At 64.0% G+C, this 23,548-nt stretch carries 18 protein-coding genes and 1 pseudogene; 16 read left to right on the top strand and 3 right to left on the bottom strand.

Going from position 1 to position 23,548, the window contains the following annotated elements:
• The first annotated feature begins 345 nt into the window (after positions 1-345).
• From LB543_RS29485 to LB543_RS29460, 6 genes are all read left to right on the top strand, one after another.
• Positions 346-765: an AraC family transcriptional regulator gene (locus LB543_RS29485; RefSeq protein WP_224616655.1), complete on the top strand. Its 420-nt coding sequence runs from the start codon at positions 346-348 to the stop codon at positions 763-765.
• 197 nt (positions 766-962) lie between these two features.
• On the top strand, positions 963-5,807 hold the full coding sequence (locus LB543_RS29480) for a beta strand repeat-containing protein (RefSeq protein ID WP_224616654.1): 4,845 nt from the start codon (positions 963-965) through the stop codon (positions 5,805-5,807).
• Between the two features lie 91 nt (positions 5,808-5,898).
• On the top strand, positions 5,899-6,447 hold the full coding sequence (locus LB543_RS29475) for an invasion associated locus B family protein (protein ID WP_224616653.1): 549 nt from the start codon (positions 5,899-5,901) through the stop codon (positions 6,445-6,447).
• A 13-nt stretch (positions 6,448-6,460) separates the two neighbouring features.
• A complete protein-coding gene (locus LB543_RS29470) occupies positions 6,461-7,153 on the top strand; it encodes a hypothetical protein (protein ID WP_224616652.1) in 693 nt (230 codons plus the stop codon).
• 46 nt (positions 7,154-7,199) lie between these two features.
• Positions 7,200-7,661, top strand: a complete 462-nt coding sequence (locus tag LB543_RS29465; protein WP_224616651.1) for a DUF4189 domain-containing protein — start codon at positions 7,200-7,202, stop codon at positions 7,659-7,661.
• Between the two features lie 69 nt (positions 7,662-7,730).
• Positions 7,731-8,279 (top strand): invasion associated locus B family protein, encoded by a 549-nt coding sequence (locus tag LB543_RS29460; protein WP_224616650.1) that lies wholly within the window; start codon positions 7,731-7,733, stop codon positions 8,277-8,279.
• Between the two features lie 272 nt (positions 8,280-8,551).
• Here the strand turns inward: LB543_RS29460 and LB543_RS29455 are convergent, their stop codons facing one another.
• Both LB543_RS29455 and LB543_RS29450 read right to left on the bottom strand, forming a co-directional pair.
• On the bottom strand, positions 8,552-9,853 hold the full coding sequence (locus LB543_RS29455) for an Nramp family divalent metal transporter (protein ID WP_411908796.1): 1,302 nt from the start codon (positions 9,851-9,853) through the stop codon (positions 8,552-8,554).
• A gap of 411 nt (positions 9,854-10,264) precedes the next feature.
• Positions 10,265-10,939: a GntR family transcriptional regulator gene (locus LB543_RS29450; RefSeq protein ID WP_140755812.1), complete on the bottom strand. Its 675-nt coding sequence runs from the start codon at positions 10,937-10,939 to the stop codon at positions 10,265-10,267.
• A 310-nt stretch (positions 10,940-11,249) separates the two neighbouring features.
• On the opposite strand from LB543_RS29450, the gene LB543_RS29445 reads away from it, so the two are divergent.
• The 10 genes from LB543_RS29445 to LB543_RS29400 all read left to right on the top strand — a co-directional run bounded on the left by LB543_RS29445 (position 11,250) and on the right by LB543_RS29400 (position 23,104).
• On the top strand, positions 11,250-12,377 hold the full coding sequence (locus LB543_RS29445; protein WP_224616648.1) for a BMP family ABC transporter substrate-binding protein: 1,128 nt from the start codon (positions 11,250-11,252) through the stop codon (positions 12,375-12,377).
• Positions 12,378-12,404: 27 nt separating this feature from the next.
• Positions 12,405-13,538: an ABC transporter permease gene (locus LB543_RS29440; RefSeq protein WP_224616665.1), complete on the top strand. Its 1,134-nt coding sequence runs from the start codon at positions 12,405-12,407 to the stop codon at positions 13,536-13,538.
• Entirely contained in the window at positions 13,538-14,464 is a 927-nt protein-coding gene (locus tag LB543_RS29435) for an ABC transporter permease (RefSeq protein ID WP_140755806.1), read from the top strand. Before LB543_RS29440 ends, LB543_RS29435 begins: the two co-directional genes overlap by 1 nt.
• A gap of 14 nt (positions 14,465-14,478) precedes the next feature.
• On the top strand, positions 14,479-15,180 hold the full coding sequence (locus tag LB543_RS29430) for a cysteine hydrolase family protein (RefSeq protein ID WP_224616647.1): 702 nt from the start codon (positions 14,479-14,481) through the stop codon (positions 15,178-15,180).
• Positions 15,181-15,190: 10 nt separating this feature from the next.
• Positions 15,191-16,720 (top strand): ABC transporter ATP-binding protein, encoded by a 1,530-nt coding sequence (locus tag LB543_RS29425; RefSeq protein ID WP_224616646.1) that lies wholly within the window; start codon positions 15,191-15,193, stop codon positions 16,718-16,720.
• Positions 16,720-17,388, top strand: a complete 669-nt coding sequence (locus LB543_RS29420; RefSeq protein WP_224616645.1) for a cysteine hydrolase family protein — start codon at positions 16,720-16,722, stop codon at positions 17,386-17,388. The genes LB543_RS29425 and LB543_RS29420 overlap by 1 nt, the downstream gene beginning before the upstream one ends.
• Positions 17,381-17,731: a cupin domain-containing protein gene (locus tag LB543_RS29415; protein WP_224616644.1), complete on the top strand. Its 351-nt coding sequence runs from the start codon at positions 17,381-17,383 to the stop codon at positions 17,729-17,731. The genes LB543_RS29420 and LB543_RS29415 overlap by 8 nt, the downstream gene beginning before the upstream one ends.
• Positions 17,728-19,578: an allophanate hydrolase gene (gene atzF / locus LB543_RS29410; RefSeq protein ID WP_224616643.1), complete on the top strand. Its 1,851-nt coding sequence runs from the start codon at positions 17,728-17,730 to the stop codon at positions 19,576-19,578. Before LB543_RS29415 ends, atzF begins: the two co-directional genes overlap by 4 nt.
• 676 nt (positions 19,579-20,254) lie before the next feature.
• Entirely contained in the window at positions 20,255-21,103 is an 849-nt protein-coding gene (locus tag LB543_RS29405) for a DUF4118 domain-containing protein (protein WP_224592824.1), read from the top strand.
• An 81-nt stretch (positions 21,104-21,184) separates the two neighbouring features.
• A complete protein-coding gene (locus LB543_RS29400; RefSeq protein ID WP_224616642.1) occupies positions 21,185-23,104 on the top strand; it encodes a potassium transporter Kup in 1,920 nt (639 codons plus the stop codon).
• Positions 23,105-23,265: 161 nt separating this feature from the next.
• Here the strand turns inward: LB543_RS29400 and LB543_RS29395 are convergent.
• A pseudogene (locus tag LB543_RS29395) lies at positions 23,266-23,548 on the bottom strand (transposase); the annotation flags it as partial.

The following is a 23,548-nucleotide window of genomic DNA, read 5'->3' as shown; positions in this document are numbered from 1 at the left end:
AATATGCGGACGAGGCTCGGGAAAGCGGCGTTTCCCGGGGCATCGATCGGGAGCGGACAACTCGATACATCCTGGACGTCATTCCTGAAAGTGCCGGTCCGCGAAGGGCCACCGCACAAGGATGCGTGATCCTTTCCGTTCGCGGGTTCGCGGACATTCCTGGCTGGGAAACATCCCGTAGTGATGGTGCTTGCACCCATGCGGCCTGCACCGTCGGGAGGGATCTACCTATGAGCGCGACTGACGATGCGGGCCCGCTGCCATCAATCACGAATTGTTTTTGGGGGGAACGGGGACGAAGGCCTCGGGTTGAACTTCATCCGGGACATATCAGGAGGCCGAAGAATGCCGGGCGATGATCATTTCCCCGGGTCGGTTTCCCGAATCAGTTCGGCCCGGCAGCCGGAGTTCAACGCAAAAGGCGGGCTTTCTCCTCGCGGCGCACGCAAGGTGCAGGACTTCCTGCGCGAGAACTTCACCCGCAAGCTGACGCTTGCCGAGATGGCTGCGGTGTGCGCACTTTCGCCCTCTCACTTCGTGCGGGCGTTTGCCAGGACGTTCGGGGTGCCGCCGCATCAATATGTTCTCGACCTGCGGCTGGACCTTGCCGAAAGACTGCTTGCCGACAGCCGCATGACGATCGCCGACATCGCTCATTCCTGCGGATTTTCAAGCCAGAGCCATTTTACCACGGTTATGAAGAAATACCGGCAGGTGACGCCGTTGCAGGCGCGCGTTGGCGAGCTTAACGCCAAGGTTAGATGAGGATCGACTTGAGACGTTGTTTGATTCCCTGGTTTTAAAGCTCTGGCTAAAGTAACGAGCCGTTAACCTCTGCCCGGTTGCTCGGACCTTTTCTCACAAGACAGCAATATCATGAAATACCGCAAGCGGGAATCATGTCTTCCTGTCATGGATTGGAATTGTCAGACGATTCCATGCCGGCCAGCGGAGAGGGCACCATGACCGACAATCGGATTTCGAGCGGCTCGCTTGTCGTGCAGCGCCGCGCGGCGCATTTCGCCAGGCATTGGATCGCGGGGGCCGATCTGGGCTCGCGCTCGGTTCGCCGGCGCCTGATGGCCGTGCTGCGCATGGCCCATTGCGTGCTCGGGATGGGGCGTAGGCGCCTGGGGCTGGGGACTCTTGGCGCCGGCGGAAGCGTACGTTCAGCCCCGATCTCCGGCGTCAGCCTAGCGACCTTGATCGGCGGCCTGGCGGCGATCTCCACGCTCGGCCTCGCCACGCCAGCGGTGGCGCAGTATGCCGCTGGCGGCGGTTCGGCGACAGCCAGCGGCTCTATCGCTATCGGCACGACTGCGACGGCCTCTCAGCTCAATGCCGTTGCGATCGGGACCCGCTCTGTCGGGTCAACGCAATACGCAGTGGCAATCGGCCAGGATGCGCAGGCTACAGGCACCGGCGGCGCGGTGGCGGTCGGCGGCGGCGCGATCTCAAACAACATCAATACGGTAGCAATCGGCGTTCAGGCCAAGGCTACTGGGGCCGGGGCCAGCGCGTTGGGCACCAGCGCCAACGCTTCGGGAGGGAATTCCACCGCAGTTGGTGTCGGCGCCACGGCCAGCAACAACTATGCGTTCGCCGCCGGCTACGGATCCGTAGCCAGCGCCCAATACGCGTCCACCATAGGTTATCAGGCCAATGCCGGTGGCCTGCGCGGTATCGCGTTTGGATATCAAGCAACGCAGAGCGGAATCGATTCGCTTGCCCAAGGTACCAACGCCAACGCAAGCAACCAGAATGCTATCGCGATCGGCTTCCAGTCGGTCGCGTCGGACATCAACTCCATCAATATTGGTGCGCGTACTGTCGCGGGATCCGGTGCCCTTGCGCAGGGCGCCATCGCCCTTGGGACGGATGTGACGGCATCTCAGCAAAAAACCGTCGCCATAGGTGTCCTGACCAAGGCAACGGGAACGGGCGCCACGGCGATGGGCAACACGGCCAGTGCCTGGGGCAACCAGTCCATTGCATTAGGCGTTGGTGCGCAAGCAGGCGTTCAGGCCAACGCGGCTCTGGCCAACAGCATCGCCATCGGCACCAGTGCCAAGGCCGATTCCGCCAACGCAGTGGCCATGGGCACCAATGCGGTGGCAACCGGCGGCCAGGCGGTCTCCATCGGCGCGAACAACACGGCCTATGGCAACGGCGCGGTCTCGATCGGCGATCCGAGCTACGCCAGCGGCACCGGCGCCTTCACCGGCGGCGCCAACAACATCGCCAACAGCGACGGCACGGCGAGCGCCACCGCCGCCAACCAGGCCGCTGGCGCCGTCGCCATCGGCAACAACAACAAGGCCATCGGACAAGGTTCCGTGGCGCTCGGCAACGGCTCCACGGCGGGCGCCGCCGGTCTTGCGGGCAATGTCGCGCTCGGCAATGGCGCGACGGCGGCGGCGAGTTCCGGCGACGTGGCGCTTGGCTCGGGCTCCGTGACCGCCGTGGCAGTCAGCACGCCAAGCGCCACAATCAACGGCACAACCTACGCCTTCCAGGGCACCACGCCGGCCTCGACGGTCAGCGTCGGCGCGCCCGGCGCGGAACGCACCATCACCAACGTCGCCGCCGGTCGCATCAGCGCCTCCTCGACGGATGCGATCAACGGCTCGCAGCTCGCCGCCACCAACCAAGCGGTCGACGCCATTGGCGCCGTCGTCAACAACCTCAACACCGGCGTTGGCATCAAGTATTTCCATGCCAACTCGACGGCGGCGGACTCGTCGGCGACAGGTACGGACTCGGTCGCGATCGGGCCCGTCTCGACCGCCACCGGGACGAACGCCATCGCTGCGGGTACCAATTCGAGCGCCACCGATGCCAACGCCTCGGCCGTCGGCAGCGGTGCCGTCGCATCGGCCCTCGACGCGACGGCGGTGGGCTACATATCCAAGGCCTCGGGCCAATACAGCACCGCCATCGGCGCCAATGCCAATGCGACAGCCACGTCCAGCACGGCGATCGGCCAGAACTCGCTTGCATCAGGCGTTCAATCGACCGCTCTCGGGCTGGGAGCGAATGCCGGCGCGCAGAATGCGATCGCGCTGGGCGCACTCGCCAGCGCCGGCAACGCAGGCGACGTGGCGCTTGGCTCCGGTTCGACGACCGTCGCGGCGGTCGGTACGCCCAGTGCTGTGATCAACGGCACCACTTATGCCTTCCAGGGCATCAATCCGACCTCGACGGTCAGCATCGGCGCGCCCGGCGCCGAACGCACGCTCACCAACCTGGCGGCGGGGCGGATCAGCGCGCTCTCGACCGACGCGATCAACGGCTCTCAGCTCTTCGCCACCAACCAGGCGGTGGACGCCATCGGCGCCGCCATTAACAGCATCAATGTCGGCGGCGGCATCAAATATTTCCATGCCAACTCCACGCTGGCGGATTCGCAGGCGCTGGGCACCGATTCCGTCGCGGTCGGCCCGAATGCCGTGGCCAACAATGCCGGCGACGTCGCGATCGGCCTCAATTCGGCATCGGGGCCAACCACGGTTGTCGGCGGCGCGACGATCGGCGGCGTCAACTACAGCTTCGCCGGCGGCACGCCGGCCGGCGCCTTCTCCGTCGGCTCGGCCGGCGCCGAGCGCCAGATCCAGAATGTCGCGGCCGGGCAGTTGAACGGCGGTTCCACCGACGCCGTCAATGGTTCGCAGCTCTTCGCCACCAACCAGCAGGTGACGCAGAACACCACCGACATCGCCTCCATCGGCGGCAACATCGCCAATCTCGGCAACACGATCAACAACATCGCCGGCGACACCTCGACCGCCTATACCGACGCCAATGGCGTGGGCATCCGCTATGCCCGCACCAACGAGGCCGGACTGGCGCAGACCGATTCCTTCGCGCAGGGCGTCGGTTCGACGGCCGTCGGCTACCAGGCGACCGCGACCGGCGACAGCGCGCTGGCGCTCGGACGCGGCAGCGCGGCCAGCATCGACGGCAGCGTGGCGCTCGGCTCGGGTTCGGTCTCCGATCGCGCGATCGCTCCCGCTTCCGGGCAGATCGCCGCCGGTCCGTCGAACTTCGTCCAGTACAACACCACTGACAAGACGCTGCTCGGCGCCGTTTCGGTCGGCACCGCCACCGCCTACCGGCAGATCACCAACGTCGCCGACGGCACGCAGGACCAGGACGCCGTGACGGTGCGCCAGCTGGCGGGGGCGATCGCGGCGGTCTCAGCCACCTCGACGAAGTATTTCCATGCCAATTCGACCGCCGGCGACTCGCTGGCGGTCGGTGCGGAATCGGTCGCGGTCGGCCCGACCACGGTCGTCAATGGCGACAATGGCGTCGGCATCGGCAATGGCGCCATCGTCGACCAGACGGCGCCCGGCGGCACGGCCATCGGCCAGAACGCCCATGTCATGCTGGCCGACGGTATCGCGCTCGGCACCGACTCGACAGCTTCAGGCGTCCAGTCGGTGGCGCTCGGCGCCGGCGCCCAGAGCACCTTCGCCAACAGCGTCGCACTGGGTGCCTCGTCGATCACGTCGGTCGGCGCGCAGGCCGGCTACACCGCCTTTGGCCTGACCGCCGCGCAGACTTCCGCCGGCGAAGTGTCGTTCGGCGCCGCCGGCGCCGAACGCAAGCTCACCAATGTCGCGGCGGGCTCGGCCGACACGGACGGCGTCAACGTCTCGCAGCTGCGCGGCGTCTCGCAAAACGTTTCCAACCTGTTCGGCGGCGGCACCACGGTCAATCCAGACGGCTCGATCACCGGCCCGACCTACACCATCCAGGGCAACAACTATTCGACCGTCTATGATGGCTTCACCGCTGTCGACAATGCGCTGACCAACATCAGCAATGGCGGCGGCATCAAGTATTTCCACGCCAATTCGACGCTGGCCGACTCGGTCGCCGGCGGTGCCAACGCCGTGGCGATCGGGCCGGAGAGCGTGGCGAGCGGCACCGACAGCCTGGCAGCGGGCCATGGCTCGGCAGCCGCGGGCCAAGGCGCCGTCGCGCTTGGCCAGGGCGCACAGGCCAACAACGCCAGCGATGTCGCGCTCGGTTCGGGCTCGGTGTCGCAGGCGGCAGTAGGTACTCCCAACACCGTCATCAACGGCAAGACCTATGCCTTTGCCGGGACAACCCCGACCGGAACCGTCAGCGTCGGCGACGCCGGTTCCGAGCGGACGATCACCAATGTCGCGGCCGGACGCGTATCTTCCGGCAGCACCGATGCGATCAACGGGTCGCAGCTCTACGCCACCAACACGGCGATCGAGGATCTGACCAAGACGATCGGCGGCATCGGCGGCACCGTCCAAAACACCGTGCAATACGACACCATCAACAATCCGGACGGATCGACGACCAAGACCAACAAGATAACGCTGCAGGGCGGCGACCCGAATGCGCCTGTCGTCATCTCCAATGTCGGCCCCGGCGTTGCCGGCACCGACGCGGTCAACGTCAACCAGCTGAACCTGAACCTGGCCCAGAGCAAGACCTATACCGACCAGGTGGCGGTCACGACGCTGCAGCAGGCCAACAATTATACCGACCAGAAACTGGGCCAGCTCAATTCCGACATCAGCGGCATCAGGGACGAAGCACGGCAGGCGGCGGCAATCGGACTGGCGGCGGCCTCGCTGCGCTATGACGACCGTCCCGGCAAGCTGAGCGTGGCGGCCGGCGGTGGCTTCTGGCGGGATTCGAGCGCCTTTGCCTTCGGCGCCGGCTACACCAGCGAGGACGGCCGCATCCGTGGCAATGTGTCCGGCACGGCGGCGGGTGGAAATGTCGGTGTCGGCGCCGGCCTGAGCTTCACCTTGAACTGAGGTGGATAACAGGGCGGCAATGACCAGGCGAACCGGCCATCACAGGCTAGACGCGAATCCGGGGAAACCGTCTGGTTTTCCCGGATTTGCCATGGCGTGCCTGACCTGCCTGGCGCTTGCCGGCGGGCTGGCGCCGGCTGCCGGGCAGGTGGCTTCGCCCTACAGGGTCAAGCCCTCCGACGTGATCGTGCCTCCCGACGTGAAGCTCGGACAATACCAGCGCACCATCCGTCCCTTCGAGAACTGGACGCTGATCTGCGACGAGAACCTCAAGGCGCGCAAGAAGGTCTGCAACGTCTCGCAGGTGATCGAGGACGGCGCCGGCAAGATGGCGTTCAGCTGGTCGCTAGCAGCCACCCAGGATGGCAAGCCCTACATGATCCTGCGCACCGCGCCGAACGCCAGGAGCGACGGGCTGGTATCGCTGAAGTTCGATGGGCGCGCCGAGTCGATCGACGTGCATCTGAATGGCTGCAACGAAATGGTCTGCGTCGGCATGCTGCCGGTCGGACCCCTGATGCGCCAGGAGATCGCGCAGAAGGCAACGCCGGCGATTTCCTATCCGACCGTCGATGGCCAGACCATTACCGTCACCGCAACGCTCAAGGGGCTGTCCGAGGCCCTTGCGCCAGTCAAATAACAGAGTCAGCACCGTGAGCCAGCAAGACCCATTCATCTCCGCGACGCGCAGCAATCCGACCGTTGAGCCGGACCGCAGAAGGATCGTCGAGCCGGACCGCAAGAGCAGTGTCGAGCCGCCGCGGCGGTGGCCGCGCATCGTCGGATTGTCGCTGCTGGGGCTGGTCATGATGGGCATTGGCTTTGCCGGCGCGAACTATGCCGCGATCGCCGGTCTGGTCGGCAGCCCGACGGCCGCACAGGCCGAGGCGGCCGCCCCTCCCGCGCTGCCGGACTCGCCCTTCCTCCAGCACGTCAAGCAGGCCGGCGTACAGGCCTGCTCGACCGTCTTTCCGGTGCTCGGACAGCTTTTGACGACCGGCACGAAATACAGTGTCAAATCCCTGTGGAACGACCAGGCCGCCGACAAGCACGCCGTCCAGGCCTTCGTCGGCATGGACTATGCCACGGACCGTTACAGCGGGCCGGCGGCCGGCGTGGTCTTCGCGTCGCCCACCGCTTCGGGCTGCGAGGGCGCGATGGTGCGGGTGGCGCCGTTCGCCAGTCCGTGCGCGGACATTCCGTCCGTTCTTCCGCAAGGCAGCAAGATCACCGACCATCTCGGACAGGTCGAGGTGTACGAGCTTGGCGGCAACACGGGCGAAGCGCTTCTGCTGCCGACGGGCAATACATGCGTGGTGATTTCCATCGCATCGGCGGCCAAGTGAGGATGTCAGGCGAACGGGCGAGACGCCCTGGAAAGGATTGCGGACCATGAAATCGCGACGTTTGACAGTCTTGTGCATGGCCTTGCTGTGGAGCGGACAGGTGGTCTCGGCCGACTTGGTGGAGCCGTCCGAGCCGCCACAGGAGGAGAAAGGCATCTGGGCGGCAATCGCCTACTCCCAGACCGATACCAGGTACGGCTTCTTCTGGGGCGCCGACAAGCGGCAGGAAGCGAAGGACATAGCACAGAAATATTGCGAGAATGCCGGTGGAAAAACCTGCAATGTCGTTGCCGTGTTCCGCAATCACCGCCATTGGACGGACGACGACGAGACCGGATTTCCCTACAAGCATTGCGGCGCGCTCGCCGTGGCCGACAAGGTGGAGCACCGGTTCACCCCCTGGGGCGTGAACTCGGCCGAGACCCGCCGGGAAGCGGAGGATCTCGCCCTGCAGGCCTGCGAGGCAGGGGGGATCCAATGCAAGATCCGAGAATGGGTCTGTACGTGACAGTAAACTCGGGCTCTCGAAGCCGATACTTTGGGCATTTGCCCGGCACCGAAAAGAAGGCCGCATTCATTGGTTCGTAGACATTTTTGCCTGAAGGCAATCGCCATCTGCGCGGCTGCCTTCGCTGCTTCGCTGCCGGCTGCTTTCGCGCAACAGCAGCAGGCGGCGTCGCTTCCGAACGGCGCATCGTCCCTCCAGGAAACCTATCAGGACTGGCAACTGGCCTGCGGCATGCAGGACAATGCCCGGGTCTGCACGGTCACGCAGGACCAGACGCAGAAAAACGGCCAGAGGCTTCTGGCCGTGGAATTGCGCGTGGGGCAGAAGGGCGGATTGACCGGAACCTTGCTGCTGCCCTTCGGCATCCTGTTCGACCCCGGCGTGGCGGCGCAGATCGACGACCAGCAGCCCGTCGGACCGTTGAAGTTCAGGACCTGCCTGCCGAATGGCTGCGTGGCGCTGTTTCCGATCGACCGGGCGCTGACGCAGAGGCTCAAGGCAGGCACCGAACTCAAGCTCAACGTCACCACCGCGGCCGAGACCCCGCTGAGTTTTCCGGTGTCGCTGAAAGGCCTCGGCGCCGCCCTTGATCGCATGGCCGCGCTGAGCGCACGTTGAGGAGTTCGGCCCGGGCGGACCGGCCCTGGCTGGAAATCGCAGACGGTGCGGTCGGGCGAAAGCCGTCTGCCAGCTCTGACATCCACATGAGGAACCGGCGGTGCAAGCTTCAAGGTATTTCCCTCGTTGGCTTGCCGGGTTGCTAGACTAGTATGGCGCCGGCAGGTGCTTGCCAGGGCGGCTCGATGAATCTTCTCGTGGCTGGGTTCCTTCGCCCGCTTTCCAGCCTGCCCATGACCGTTGCAGCAAGCCCCTCCCAGCCGATCGGCTGTTCAAAAGGCCCATTGCAGCGCGAGGCCGACCACGGACAGTCCCATTGTGATCGTCGCGAGCCATCCGAGAAGGCGCAGCCAACCCTCAACGGGGAATTCGCCCATGATGTCGCAACGTCCGGTCATCAGCATCATGACGATCATGACTGGGACGGCGCATATGCCGTTGATGACGGCGCTCCAGTAAAGCGCCTTGATCGGATCGATCGGCGTGAGCATGATACCCATGCCCAGCACCACCGCGGCGGCCAAGGTCGCATAAAATGCTATCGCGTGCTTCGGCTTGCGCTCCAGTCCCACTGGCCAACGGCGCGCCTCGCCCACGGCGAATGCGGCCGAGCCCGCGAGAACCGGCACCGCCAGAAGGCCCGTGCCGATAATCCCCATTGCAAAGATCACAAATGCGAATTTGCCCGCGACCGGCTCCAGGGCCTTGGCCGCATCGGTGGAGGAATTGATGTCGGTCACTCCGGCCTTGTGCAGGGTGGCGGCCGTTGTGACGATGATTGCAATGGCTATCAGGTTCGAAAAAGCCATGCCTGCCAAGGTGTCGGCGCGAATGCGCTGGAAGGCACGGGTCGCCTGCCATGGTGCCCGCTTGAGCGGCTTGGCCTTCGGGTCGATCGTCTCCTCTTCGACCTCTTGCGATGCTTGCCAGAAGAACAGGTAGGGAGAAATCGTGGTGCCGAATATGGCCAGAAGTGTCGTGAAGAACGCTCGATTCCATTCCACGTGGGGAAGAACTACCCCCTTGAGGGCCTCGCCCCATGGGATATCAGCCAGAAACGCGGCCACCACGTAGGCAAAAAGGCTCAGCGTCGTCCATTTCAGGATCGTGACGTATCGGCTGTAGTCGAGAAAGACGATCGCCAAAACGCATGCCACGCCGAACGCGACGACGTAAAGCGAGCTCGGGCCGCCCACCAGCAATCGCAGCGCGTCAGCCATCGCGCTCAGGTCCGCCCCGATGTTGATCACGTTGGCGACGAACAAAAGCAAGGCTACAAAATACATCAGGGGAGACGGGTAGTGTCGGGCCAGATTGCCGGAAATACCTCGGCCTGTCGTCCGGCCTATCCGCGCCGCTATCTCCTGGATCGCGACCATGAGCGGAAAAGTGAATACCATGGTCCAGCCGACGCTGAACCCCAGCTGGGCGCCCGCTTGGCTGTACGTGCCGATGCCCGAAGGGTCGTCGTCCGAAGCGCCTGTGATGAAACCAGGTCCGATTGTGCGCAGGAATCGCTGGAATGGCCCTCTTGCCCGAATGTTGCTCTGCTTCCCGGAGACTTCGGCGCTCATGTTGCCCATGCAGGTGCTCCAGAACGCGGTCCCTTCGATATCCGCTCGAAGCAAAATTCAGCGATCGCCGTTCGGTTCCTTTAGCTATTGCTGAAACATCGTTGGTATCTTGCTTTCGGAGGCGCCTTGCCCATCGGAATGCCGCGCATTGGGCGGCACCGTTCGCACTGACGGCCGGGCGAGCAATCGAGCCAGCCGGCTCAGGCCAAATCGCTTCTGGTCGACGGCTTTGTGGACCGATAGCGGGAGTGCGCTACCGCCTTTCCCCACATTCAGAAACCCGCGATATTTCTTGCGGTGCTGGGCATGACAGCACCCGTTTTCAGGGATGCCTCAACCTCATTCGAATGAGCTGCTACAATGCCATGAGCGCGCAGTGCCGGGGTGGAACCATTTCCTCTCGAGTGACCTCTAGGAGTGTAGCGGCGCGCCTCGTGCATGGCCGTCAACGACAAACACCGCGCTCGCTTCGCTGACGATGGACACGTGTTCCCTGGCGGCTTTACCAGCAGCAGCGCCATCGCCACGCAGGATCGCGGTGACGATGGCGTCATGCTCCTGCCAGGACTTCGCCAGGCGTCCGGCCAGCCTGAACTGGGCGCGGCGAAAGGGGGCCAGCCGGCTGCGCGTCGTCGCGGTCAATTCGTGGATGTGCGTGCTGTGGGCACCGCGATAGAGCCGGCTGTGGAACTCGGTGTTGAAGTATTCATAGTCCTCCTCGGCACCCAGCCGTACCAGCCGCGCCGAGGCCTGATGCTCGACCTCGAGCGCGCGGCGCTCGCTGCCGGTCATCCGCTCGGCGCAGAAGCGCGCGCATATGCCTTCCAACTCGGCCATGCTTTCGAACATCGAGGCGAGGTGCTCCTGCGTGACGACGGCGACGATGGCGCCCCTGTTGGGCCGCCGCTCGACCAAGCCCATGGCGCTGAGTTGGCCAAGCGCCTCGCGCACCGGCGTGCGTGACACCTCGAAGCGGGCGGCAAGCGAGACCTCGTCGAGTTTTTCGCCGGGACGCAGCACGCCGGTTACGATGCGGTCGCCGATTGCCCTCACCATCTGATCGACGGTCGTGCCCGCCCGGATCAAGCTGCGCTTTCCCGACAAAACTGCTTCGCCTCCCGTGCTTCGGTGTTCCAGGTCCCTGAAACCCTGCGGCCGAACGGCACGATCCCGACTCGGCCGCACCCGATATGCCTATGTTTTAATCTTCTTGTCAAATTGTCTGTTTTCAAGGCAAAAAGTGCATGCAATTGCCTTTCGCTTGTGCATGGTTCCTCACAAGGATGATTGATTTTATTGATGAAATTTTGAAACTCGAATTGGCACAACGATTGCATGCACTTTCTTGAGAAGGCGTTAACCGACCCGGAAAGGGTCCTATAGGGGAGCATAAGAGATGACCGACAGATTCGTGCTTAGCCGTCGCCAGTTGCTCAAGACCTCCGCCGCCGGAGCCGCATTAGGGCTTGCCTCCGCAGCCTTTCCCGTCAGCAAGGCGTTCGCCGCCGCTGCCGTGGTCGGCTTCATCTATGTCGGTCCGAAGGACGATTACGGCTACAACCAGGCGCATGCCGAGGGTGCCGCAGCGCTGAAGGGAATGGAGGGTATCACCGTCGTCGAGGAGGAGAACGTGCCGGAGACGGTCGATGTCCAGAAGACGATGGAATCGATGATCAACCTCGACGGCGCCTCGCTGATCTTCCCGACCTCGTTCGGCTATTTCGATCCCCACATGCTGGCCATGTGCGCGAAATTCCCCGACGTGCAGTTCCGCCATTGCGGCGGCATGTGGGACAAGGCCAAGCATCCGATGAATGCCGGTTCCTATTTCGGCTATATCGGCATGGGCCAGTATCTCAACGGCGTGGTCGCAGGCCACACCTCGAAGACCAAGAAGCTCGGCTTCGTCGCGGCCAAGCCGATCCCGCAGGTGCTGCTCAACATCAACTCCTTCCTGCTCGGCGCACGCTCGGTCGATCCGTCCATCACCTGCCAGGTCATCTTCACCGGCGAGTGGTCGCTGGCGGTCAAGGAAGCGGAAGCCACCAACGCGCTGGTCGACCAGGGCGCCGACGTCATCACCTGCCATGTCGACAGCCCGAAAGTGGTGGTCGAGACGGCCGCCGGGCGCGGCGCCTTCGTCTGCGGCTATCATGCCAACCAGAGCCCGCTGGCGCCCGAGAAATACCTGACCGGTGCCGAGTGGAACTGGGCCAAGGTCTACAAGATGTTCGTCGACGATCTGGTGGCCGGCACGCCGCTGCCCAACTTCACGCGCGGCGGACTGGCCGACGGTTTCGTCAAGATGAGCCCGCTCGGCCCTGCCGTCGGCGAGCCGGCGCGCAAGCAGTTCGACGCCACGCTGGCCGAAATGATGAAGGGCGGCTTCGCCGTCATCAAGGGACCGCTGAAGAGCAACAAGGGCGCTGTCGTCGCCACCGCGGGCCAGGCGTTCCCGGAGACCGCCATCGAACTCGAAAGCATGGACTATCTGGTCGAGGGCGTCGTCGGCTCGACCGCCTGATCTGAGGGGAACGGGGCGATGACGGACATGGTGACAGGAGCCGGCATGCCGGCACTATTCGGCGCCAGGGGCTACCCTCCTGCGCTGGAATGGATGGCGCGGCGGGCGGAGGCGTTCGTCATTCCGCTCGCGGCGCTGATCGTCGGCATGGCGCTGTTCAGCCTGTTCATCGCCTTGGTCGGCAAGTCGCCGGTCCTGCTCTACGAGACCATGTGGCGGGGCGGCTTCGGCTCGTGGTTCTCGGTGCAGAACTCGCTGTCGCGGGCCGCACCCTTGCTTCTGGCGGCGCTATGCGTGGCGTTGCCGGCTCGGCTCGGCCTTGTCGTCATCGGCGGCGAGGGCGCCATCGTGCTCGGCGGCGTCGCCGCCGCTGCCATCGGCGTGGCGCTAAGCGGCGCGCCTCCCTCAATCGTCATTCTTGCCATGGGCGTGGCGGGCATGGCCGCCGGCGGCATCTGGATCGGTGCCGTCGGCGCGCTACGCCACTACCGGGCGGTCAACGAGACCATCTCCAGCCTGCTGATGGCCTATATCGCCATCGCGCTGATGAACCAGTTGGTGGAGGGGCCGCTGCGCGACCCGGCCTCGCTCAACAAGCCGTCGACCCAGCCGCTGGCGGATATCTACCGCATCGGTAACATTCCGGGCATGGACGTGCATTGGGGGCTGGTCGTCGGCGTCGTCGCCTGCATCCTCTCCTGGGTGCTCATCGAAAAGACGCGCTGGGGCTTCGCCGCTCGCATCGCCGGCGGCAATGTGCGGGCAGCACAGGTGCAGGGGTTGGCCGTCGGGCCGCTCATCGTCGGCTTCACGGCGCTGGCAGGCGGCTTTGCCGGGCTCGCCGGCATGCTGGAGGTCGCCGCAGTGCAAGGCAGCGCCAACGCCTCGCTCGCGGCCGGCTATGGCTACACCGGCATCCTCGTCGCCTTCCTTGCTCGCCACAATCCGCTGGCCATCATCCCGGTCGCCATCCTGCTTGGCGGCATCGATGCCTCGGGCGGGCTGATCCAGCGCCGCATGGACCTGCCCGACGCCACCGTGCTGGTGCTGCAAGGCATGATCTTCATCGTCATCCTGTTCAGCGAAACCTTCTACGGCCGCTTCAAGGCCTTCAATCCCGATCTCTGGGTGAGGCCCGATCTCCCGAGGGAGACTGCCTGATGGACGCGACCGGCATCGGACTCTGGGGCGTGCCGCTCGCCATCCTCGGCGGCGCCATCCGCGTGTCGACGCCCTTCATTTTCGTCTCGCTGGGCGAGGCGATCACCGAGCGTTCCGGCCGCATCAATCTCGGGCTGGAAGGCACGCTCGTCTTCGGCGCCATGACCGCCTATGCGGTCGCGGTGATGACCAACTCGCCCTGGCTCGGCCTGATCGCCGCCGCCGGCGCAGGCCTCTGCTTCGGCCTGTTCCATGGCTGGATCTGCAAATTTCCGAAGGTCAACGACATCGCCATCGGCATTGCACTGATGCTGTTCGGCTCGGGTCTCGCCTTCTTCTTCGGCAAACCGTTCATCAAGCCGAAGGCGCCCAACCTGCCTGCCATTCCCTTCGGCGGCTGGTCCGACATCCCGCAGGTGCAGGCAGCGCTCGACGTCAACGTGCTGTTTCTCATCGGGGCCGTGCTGTCGGTCGTCCTGTGGTGGGCGTTCCGCAACACGCGCGCCGGGCTGATCGTGCGCGTCGTCGGCGACAGTTCGGACGCGGCCCGCGCCATGGGCCTCCACCCCGACACGGTGCGCCTGCTCGCCACCGGGGTCGGCGGCGCCCTGGCCGGCATCGGCGGCGCCTATCTGTCGCTCTATTATCCCGGCAGCTGGACCGAGCGCATTTCCTCGGGCCAGGGACTGATGGCGGTGGCGCTGGTCATCTTCGCGCGCTGGAACCCGCTCGGCTGTTTTGCCGCCGCCCTTCTGTTCGGCGGGGCAGGCGCGCTCGGCCCGGCGCTGCAATCGGTCGGCGTGACGCAGGGCTACTATCTGTTCTATGCCGCCCCCTACATCCTCACCCTCATTATCATGATCGCCACCTCGTCGCCGACACGCTCGCTCGCCGGTGCGCCAGGCGAATTGTCGATCACCAAATGACTGGAGTTTTGCCCGTGAACGCCAGAGCCGAAATCACCCAGCACACGATCGACGCAGAGCCTTATCCGTGGCCCTACAATGGCGATCTGCGACCCGACAACACGGCGCTGATCATCATCGACATGCAGACCGATTTCTGCGGGCCGGGCGGCTATGTCGACCACATGGGGTACGACCTGTCGCTGGTGCGGGCGCCGATCGAGCCGATCAAGGCGGTACTCTCGGTGATGCGGGCCAAGGGCTACACCATCATCCACACGCGCGAGGGGCATCGGCCCGATCTCGCTGACCTGCCGGCCAACAAGCGCTGGCGCTCGCGCCGCATCAATGCCGGCATCGGCGACCCAGGTCCGTGCGGGCGCATCCTGGTGCGCGGCGAGCCGGGCTGGGACATCATCCCCGACCTCTATCCGATCGAAGGCGAGCCGATCATCGACAAGCCGGGCAAGGGCTCGTTCTGCGCCACCGATCTGGAACTGATCCTCAACCAGCGCGGTATCGAGAACATCGTGCTCACCGGCATCACCACGGATGTCTGCGTGCACACCACCATGCGTGAGGCCAACGACCGCGGCTATGAATGCATGATGCTGGCGGATTGCTGCGGGGCGACCGACCACGGCAACCATCTTGCGGCGATCAAGATGATCAAGATGCAGGGCGGCGTCTTCGGCACGGTGTCGAATTCGAAGGCGCTCGTCGCGCAACTGCCGTGAGGAGGGCGCTATGAGTGGCAGCGTCAGAAAGGCCGTCGGCGTCGAAACCATCGGCATGACCATGCGCTTCGGCGGCTTCACGGCGCTGGATGCCGTGTCGGTGAAGGTGCCGGCAGGTTCCTTCCACGCGCTGCTCGGCGAGAACGGCGCCGGCAAGTCGACGCTGGTCAAATGCATGATGGGTTTTTATCACCCGGCCTCCGGCGACATGCTGGTCGATGGCCGGGAGGTCAAGATTGCCAGCCCCAGGGATGCCTCGGCGCTCGGGCTCGGCATGGTCTACCAGCACTTCACGCTGGTGCCGTCGCTGACCGGAGCGGAGAACCTCGTCATCTCGCGCGAAAAGGTGCCCGGCATTGTCGACTGGCGCAAGGAGCGGGGCGATCTTGCCATGTTCATGGAGCGCATGCCGTTCAAGCTGCCGCTCGACGTCAAAGTGGCGGAGCTTGCGGCCGGCGAGAAGCAGAAGCTCGAAATCATCAAACAGCTCTATCTCGGCCGCTCCTTCCTGGTGCTGGACGAACCAACTTCGGTGCTGACGCCCGGCGAGGCGCAGGAGGTGCTGGGGCTGGTGCGCGACATGACCAAGGCCGGCGACCTCACCGTGCTGATGATCTCGCACAAATTCCATGAGGTCACTGCCTTCGCCGACGATGTCAGCGTGCTGCGCAAGGGCAAGCTTACCGGGGCCGGCCGCGTCGCCGACCTCGGCCGCAAGGCGATGGCGGCGATGATGATCGGCGACCAGCCGATCGCCACGCTTGACAGCCGCGCGACGCCGAAACGCGATGCCGAGATCGTGCTCAAGGTCAAATCGCTGAAGGCGCCGGATCGAACCGGGCTGAAGTCGATCAGCATCGAGGACCTCGGCGTGCGCTCGGGCGAGATCGTCGGCATCGCCGGCATTTCCGGCAACGGCCAGAAGGAATTCCTGGAAGTGCTGGCCGGCCAGCGTCCGCGTGACGCCGGCGAAGTGTTGGTGCGCGGTGCCGCCTATGCGGCGACGCGCGCCGAGGCGCGGGCGCTCAATGTGCGTCTCATTCCCGAGGAGCCGCTCAAGAATGCCTGCGCGCCGAAAATGACGGTGGCCGAAAACATCTCCTTCCGCACCTTCGACATGGACGGCAATGGCAGGCCGGTGAACTGGATCAGCACCAGCGCCATCTGCGCCTTCAGCGCCCGCCTGGTCGAGCAGTTCAAGGTCAAGACCGCTTCGCTGTCCTCGCCCATCGCCGCGTTGTCGGGCGGCAATGTGCAGCGCGCGGTGCTGGCGCGCGAACTGACCGGCGAGGTCGACCTGCTGATCGTCTCCAACCCCTGCTTCGGCCTCGACTTCTCGGCGGTGGCCGAAATCCGCGCCCGCATCATGAAGACGCGCAATGCGGGTGCGGCCGTGCTGTTGATGTCGGAAGACCTCGACGAGCTGCTGGAATTGTCCGACCGCATTTTCGTCATGTCGGATGGCGCGCTGGTCTATGAGACGCCGACCGCCGGCGCGAGCGTACAGACCATCGGCGAGCATATGGCGGGACATCACTGATGGCGCAAATCGACGCGCAGCCGTTCGCCTTTGCGTTCAAGCCCGACACGATGGCGCTGGTCGTCATCGACATGCAGCGCGATTTCGCCGAGCCCGGCGGCTTCGGCGCCAGCCTCGGCAACGACGTCAGCCGCATCCAGGCTATCGTGCCGACGGTGAAGAAGCTGATCGAGGGGTTCCGCGCCGCCGGCCTGCCTGTGATCCATACGATGGAGTGCCACCGCGCCGATCTCTCCGACCTGCTGCCCGCCAAGCGCAACCGCGGCAATCCGTCGATCCGCATCGGCGATGTCGGGCCGATGGGCCGCGTGCTGATATCGGGCGAGCCGGGCACCGCGATCATCGCCGAACTTACGCCGCTGCCCGGCGAGATCGTCATCGAGAAGCCGGGCAAGGGCGCCTTCTATGCGACCGGCTTCGGTGACGAGCTGAAGCGGCTTGGCGCTCGGCAACTGGTTTTCGCCGGCGTCACCACCGAGGTTTGCGTGCAGACGACGATGCGCGAGGCCAATGATCGCGGCTATGAGTGCCTGCTCGCCGAAGATGCGACGGAAAGCTATTTTCCGGAGTTCAAGGCGGCGGCCATCGCCATGATCCGCGCCCAGGGCGCGATCGTCGGCTGGACGGCGATGACCGACCAGGTGCTGCAGGGAATCGCGAATGGCTAATCTGAGTTTTGCCGGCCTCGTCGGTGGCGGCTGGCGCGAGCTGGCGTTCGAGCCTTTTCGCGACGGCATCACGGTGCATTGGCTGCTCAAGGGCGGACCGGTCGAGCCGTCGGTGGCGATCCTCGACTATCGGGCCGGCGCCGGCGTGCCGCGCCACCGCCATGTCGGGCTGGAAACCATCGTCGTGCTCGAGGGCACACAGAGCGACGAGAACGGCGATTATCCCCGGGGCAGCGTCATCCTGAACCCGATCGGGACCGAGCATTCGGTGTGGACGAAAGACGGCTGCGTCGTGCTGATCCAGTGGGACCTGCCGGTAAATATTCTTGGGGAGGCCACATGAGCGAGATCCGCTTCGATATCGTCAGTCTGCACGCGGCCTATGCCAGCGGCGTGACTGTCGCGGATATGATCGATGCTGTGCATGCCCGCATCGTGGCGGCTGACGATCCCGGCATCTTCATCCATCTCGCCAGCAAGGCGGACATGCTGGCGCAGGCGCAAACGCTCGGACCGTTCGATCCGGTGGCCAAGCCGCTGTGGGGCGTGCCGTTCGCGGTCAAGGACAATATCGATGTCGCCGGCATGCCGACCACAGCAGCCTGCGCCGAATATGCCTATGTGCCGGAGACGGACGCTACTGTCGTGGCGCGGCTGAAGGCGGCTGGCGCGCTGGTCGTCGGCAAGACCAATCTCGATCAGTTCGCCACCGGACTGGTCGGCGTTCGCACGCCTTACCCGATCCCAAGGAACGCCGTCGATGCCAGCCTGGTGCCTGGCGGCTCGTCCTCAGGGTCAGCGGTGGCGACGGCGCGTGGCATCGTCTCCTTCGCGCTCGGCACCGACACGGCCGGGTCCGGCCGCATCCCCGCCGGCCTCAACAACATCGTCGGGCTTAAGCCGACAGTCGGCGCGCTCTCCGCCGCCGGCGTGGTGCCAGCCTGCCGCACACTTGACTGCATCTCCGTGTTCGCACTCACCGTCGACGACGCCTATGCGGTGTTCCGCGTCGCGGCGGCCGAGGACCCGGCCGACGACTATTCGCGCGCGATCAAGGTGCCGGCGCTCGAAGCGCGGCCGCCCGTGCTGAGCATCGGGGTGCCGGCGAAGAGCGACCTGAAGTTCTTCGGCGACGCTTCGATGCAGGCCGGCTTCGAGACAGCACTTAGCCTTCTGGAAACGCTTGGCTGCCGGCTGGTCGAAATTCCGTTCGGGGATTTCTATGCCACCGCCAATCTTCTCTACGAAGGCGCCTGGGTCGCCGAGCGCTACGCGGCGATCCGCGACTTCATGGACGCCAACGAGGCCGCCATGCATCCGGTGACGCGCAAGATCATCGGCGGCGCCAGAAGTCTTTCGGCGGCGGACGCCTTTCGCGGCCTCTATGCCTTGCAGGCCTACAGGGCGAAGCTCGCCCCGGTCGTCGCCTCGGTCGACCTCTTCTGCGTGCCGACCGCGCCTACGCATTACACTACAGCCGCGGTGCTTGCCGATCCGGTCGCGACCAACAGCCGGCTTGGCACCTACACCAACTTCGTCAACCTGCTCGATATGTGCGGCATCGCCGTGCCGACCGGCAGGCGCGGCGACGGCCTGCCGATGAGCGTCACCTTGCTGGCGCCGGCCGGCCGCGATGCGCTGACGGCGATGCTCGCCCGCGACCTGCATGCGCAGAGCGGCCTGCCGCTCGGCACAACGGGTTGGCCGCAGCCCGGCCCGCGGCCGGCCGCCGTGCCGCCCTGCGACGGCATGATCGACCTGGTGGTCGTCGGCGCGCATCTGTCGGGCATGCCGCTCAACGGCCAGCTCAACCAGCTCGGCGCACAATTCCTGCGAGCGACCAGGACCGCCGCCGCCTACAAGCTCTATGCGTTGGCCGGCCAGTCCGTGCCCAAGCCCGGCCTGATCCGCGTTGCCGATGGCGGCATGCATATCGACGTCGAGGTCTGGCGGCTTGGGCCGGAGGCCTTCGGCCGTTTCGTCGCCGCTATTCCGGCTCCGCTCGGCATCGGCACGGTCGAACTCGACGACGGCACCCCCGCCAAGGGTTTTCTGGTCGAAAGCGCGGGCTTGGACGGTGCCTCCGACATCTCCTCATTCGGCGGCTGGCGCCGCTTTGTCGCACGCAGCAAAGACATGGCCGACCAAAGTGAAAAGCGGCAGAACTGGCCCGCTGGCGTCCCGATCTGATTGTCGCGCAAGGCTGGCCTTGTCGGACTGGCCTATCGCACGCCGGTGGAGGCGTCCTTCTCGACAAACAGTTGCACAACGCTTCCTATCTCATGAACCCGCGATGATCAGATGCGCGGGCGTTCAGGAAGAAACGTGTTGCTCGTCATCGCCTCTGAAGTTACTTACGCGCGGTGTGCTGCATTGAAATTGTCGGCCAATTTCAACCGCAAGTGCTACCATCGAGAAAAAATTCTTTCTATATTTCAATATCTTAATGGATTTTGGTAGCGGCAGATCGCTACATCGCAAGACCGACTATTGAGCGGGCGCTCTTTTGCTATCGTCGGCAAGCATGACAGCAAGTCGGGATTGAGCGTCACGAGGTCGAAAATCACGACTCGTCGCGAATGACGGATGGGAAGGATACACAAATAATATCAGTAAGTTATCAGTATTCGTGCGCAAAAATTGTGCACGAAAGTTCTGCTTCTCTTCTTTTTTCGTTCCCACGAGAGAGCCGCCGACCGCCCTTTTTGGGCGCTCTTCTGCCGAAGGCGGCAAGCGTGCACAGAGTTCCCGGATCCGCCGCCTTTCGACTATGGAATCTTTATATCTTTGGCCTGCCGCACGAATGGAATCTTTATGCGTATCGGCCTAGCTTTGGGCATGCGGCAACGCCGGCGGGAGTGAACCGATGGCCGATGTCAATCCGAGGCTGCAACAGGACATTACTGCGTCGCCGGGTGCCGATTCGCTTTTCGGCTTGGCCGATGCTCCCGCCGCGGTACGCTATCTTGCTTCGTTTGCAATGACCGCCTTCGCGACGGTGGTGGCTGCCGGTGTCGACAGCCAGGTGGCGATCCCGAACATCTCGCTCATATTTGTGGTGCCGGTGATCATAGGGGCCGTCGGCCTAGGTTTGGCCCCCTCGCTCTTTTCGGCGATACTTGGTGCACTCGCCTACAATTTCTTCCTCACCGAGCCTCGCTACACGCTGATCGTCGATGACCCGGCAAACGTCTGGGCCATTGGACTGCTTTTCGTCGTCGGACTTATCGGCAGTGGCGTGGCCTTTACCTCCCGGCGCCGCGCAATTGAAGCGGCGCTCCTGAGGAGGCAGGCAACGATGCTGCAAAATTATAGTCGCGACGTCGCGGGGATCGACAACGCTAAGGCGATCGTCTCGATCACTTGCCACATGCTTGCAGCGCTCTTCCAAGTTCCTGTCGTCATTCTCGTTTTGGACGGCAAAAGGGTTTCCGTCGAGAAAGTCGGCAATGTAGAGCCCCAGGAAGCCGAGATAGAGGCGGCGCAATCGTCATTGGCAACAGGACTTGTCGTGAGCGCCGGAGTCTATCCGGCGTTGACCTCGCGGTTTGACTTCTGGCCCGTAAAAACAACGGCAGGGGGCCCGCGCGCGGCCATTGGGCTCGCATTCGACCCCGATGAACGTCCTGCGACGCCTTCGACGTCGGTCGATATCGTGAGTCGCTTCCTGGCCCTGGCCCTTGATCGTCAATATTTCCGGCATGCTCGAACGTAAACACCCGGGAAGGCGAAAGTCAGCAAACGGCGCGAGGACAGTGACAACCGAAACGTTTGCTCTAGCCGGAGGAGCAGCTTCATGAGCAATGCCGATGCAGGCGACGGCGGGGCTGCAGCAGCACAGTCCGCTGCGCATGTCCACTCCCACCAGAGCGTGCGAATACTGGTTCTGGGCGCTCTCGGCGTCGTCTATGGCGATATCGGAACAAGCCCTCTCTATGCGTTTCGCGAAGCCCTGTTTGTTGCGGCATCGGACGGATCGGCGACACGTGAGGATGTGCTTGGCATTCTTTCGTTGATCATTTGGGCGCTGACCCTCATCGTAACGGTTAAATACGTCACATTTGTTCTCCGAGCGGACAACAAGGGCGAAGGCGGCACGCTCTCCCTGATGTCCCTGGCCGGCAGTAGTCTTCCGGCTCGCTCGGCTGCCATTTTGGTATTGGGCGTGCTTGGCGCGGCGTTGTTTACGGGCGACTCTATGATCACGCCAGCGATCTCGGTGCTCGCTGCAGTGGAAGGTCTTGAGACGGTCACGCCAGCCCTTGAGCCATACGTCTTGCCAGTCACGCTTGTCATTCTTGCAGGGCTCTTCGCGGTCCAACGATTCGGGACCGGCGCCATTGGAGGCGTTTTCGGGCCGATTACATTCGCATGGTTTCTCGCGCTGGGGGTTTCCGGAGTAAGCCACATCGTCACCAATCCCGGAGTGTTGTGGGCCGTCAATCCCTACTACGCCGTCCACTATCTCGTGGCCAATTCAGCACTTGCGCTCGGTACAATCGGCGCTGTTTTTCTAGCTGTGACCGGCGCTGAGGCGCTTTACGTCGATCTTGGCCACTTTGGCCGCAGACCGATTGTGACGGCTTGGCTGTGGATCGTGTTCCCGTGCCTTCTGCTCAACTACATTGGGCAGGGCGCCTTTGTTTTGAACCGCACCGAATTGCCGGAGAATGTTTTCTTCGACATGCAGCCTCGCTGGGCACTGGTGCCGATGGTCGTCTTGGCCACCGCCGCGACGATCATCGCCAGTCAGGCTGTGATTTCCGGGGCGTTTTCGCTGGTGCGTCAAGCCGTTCAGCTGAATCTTCTGCCGCGATTCAGCATCCTACACACATCCGAGACGCAAGTTGGCCAAATCTATCTTCCGAGGGTCAATTTGCTGCTCGGCATCGGCGTCATGATGCTGGTGCTCGGGTTCCAGAAGTCGGGCAACCTCGCATCGGCCTACGGCATCTCCGTCACCGGTCAGATGGTGGTCACGGACCTGCTTCTCTTCATCGTCATGCGCCGAATCTGGAACTGGTCAGTTACCGGCGCCCTTGCAGCGTCGGCACTGTTTCTGATCGTGGACTTGGTATTCCTCGGCTCGAACATCATTAAGGTGATCGAAGGAGGCTGGGTTACGCTGACCATTGCGTTGGTGATGTGCCTCATTATCTGGACTTGGGTGCGCGGCGGCCGCTACCTGTTCGACAAGACCCGCCGCAACGAGATCCCGCTCGATTTCCTCGCCGGCAATCTGTCGAAGAAGAAGCCCCATCTGGTTTCGGGCACGGCGGTGTTCCTGACCAGCGATCCGCTGAGTGCGCCGACCGCGCTGATGCACAGTCTCAAGCACTACAAGGTGTTGCACGAGCAGAACGTCATCCTTTCGGTGGTGACGGCGCCACAGCCGGTAGTGCCCGACAGCGAGCGGGTGAAGATGGAGACGGTCAACGAGCTGTTCATGCGAGTGACGCTGACCTTCGGCTACATGGAGCAGCCGAATATCCCGCGTGCGCTCGCGATCTGCCGCAAGCAGGGCTGGAAGTTTGACATCATGTCGACATCCTTCTTCCTGTCGCGGCGCTCGCTCAAGGCCTCGCCCAATTCTGGCATGCCGGTGTGGCAGGACAAGCTGTTCATCGGGCTGGCCCGGACGGCGGCCGATGCGACGGAGTATTTCCAGATACCGACCGGGCGAGTCGTTGAGATAGGTACCCAGGTGGTGATCTGATCCGACTGGGTTGCCCCCCGTCGAATGTGTTTCTGGGCTCTTGAAGGCGCGTACTCCCCTTGCACGCGCCGGATTGCGGTCACGCTGAGCAAGATCGTGTCCCTCTGGGTGGTGTAGCTGGCGGCATTGGTCGCCGTGCTCTCCGGCATGGGCCGGGCTGATCAGCGCGCCACGGCTGGCAGGCTGATCAGGGGATCATCGCTCATCTGGCTGATCGTTTCCAGAGTCATATATCTGGCCCGCTGCACTGCCCATTCATCGTTCTGTTCGAGCAGGATTGCGCCGACGAGGCGCACGATCGCATCGTCGTTCGGGAAGATTCCGACGACCTCGGTGCGCCGCTTGATCTCGCCAGGCGCTCGATCGGATTCGTCGAGTGGAGCTTGGCGCGATGTTCCTTCGGGAAGGTCATGTAGGCCAGCACGTCGGGCTCGGCGTCGTCCA

Source organism: Mesorhizobium sp. ESP7-2 (assembly GCF_020164715.1).
Lineage (GTDB): Bacteria > Pseudomonadota > Alphaproteobacteria > Rhizobiales > Rhizobiaceae > Mesorhizobium.
This window is presented reverse-complemented; position numbering and strand designations above follow the sequence as displayed.

Bases quoted from the DNA above. Each gene is read 5' to 3' on its own strand.
- LB543_RS29485 (WP_224616655.1), top strand. From the start codon at position 346: ATGCCGGGCGATGATCATTTCCCCGGGTCGGTTTCCCGAATCAGTTCG.
- LB543_RS29480 (WP_224616654.1), top strand. From the start codon at position 963: ATGACCGACAATCGGATTTCGAGCGGCTCGCTTGTCGTGCAGCGCCGC.
- LB543_RS29475 (WP_224616653.1), top strand. From the start codon at position 5,899: ATGGCGTGCCTGACCTGCCTGGCGCTTGCCGGCGGGCTGGCGCCGGCT.
- LB543_RS29465 (WP_224616651.1), top strand. From the start codon at position 7,200: ATGAAATCGCGACGTTTGACAGTCTTGTGCATGGCCTTGCTGTGGAGC.
- LB543_RS29455 (WP_411908796.1), bottom strand. From the start codon at position 9,853: ATGAGCGCCGAAGTCTCCGGGAAGCAGAGCAACATTCGGGCAAGAGGG.
- LB543_RS29445 (WP_224616648.1), top strand. From the start codon at position 11,250: ATGACCGACAGATTCGTGCTTAGCCGTCGCCAGTTGCTCAAGACCTCC.
- LB543_RS29440 (WP_224616665.1), top strand. From the start codon at position 12,405: ATGGTGACAGGAGCCGGCATGCCGGCACTATTCGGCGCCAGGGGCTAC.
- LB543_RS29435 (WP_140755806.1), top strand. From the start codon at position 13,538: ATGGACGCGACCGGCATCGGACTCTGGGGCGTGCCGCTCGCCATCCTC.
- LB543_RS29425 (WP_224616646.1), top strand. From the start codon at position 15,191: ATGAGTGGCAGCGTCAGAAAGGCCGTCGGCGTCGAAACCATCGGCATG.
- LB543_RS29420 (WP_224616645.1), top strand. From the start codon at position 16,720: ATGGCGCAAATCGACGCGCAGCCGTTCGCCTTTGCGTTCAAGCCCGAC.
- LB543_RS29415 (WP_224616644.1), top strand. From the start codon at position 17,381: ATGGCTAATCTGAGTTTTGCCGGCCTCGTCGGTGGCGGCTGGCGCGAG.
- atzF (WP_224616643.1), top strand. From the start codon at position 17,728: ATGAGCGAGATCCGCTTCGATATCGTCAGTCTGCACGCGGCCTATGCC.
- LB543_RS29405 (WP_224592824.1), top strand. From the start codon at position 20,255: ATGGCCGATGTCAATCCGAGGCTGCAACAGGACATTACTGCGTCGCCG.
- LB543_RS29400 (WP_224616642.1), top strand. From the start codon at position 21,185: ATGAGCAATGCCGATGCAGGCGACGGCGGGGCTGCAGCAGCACAGTCC.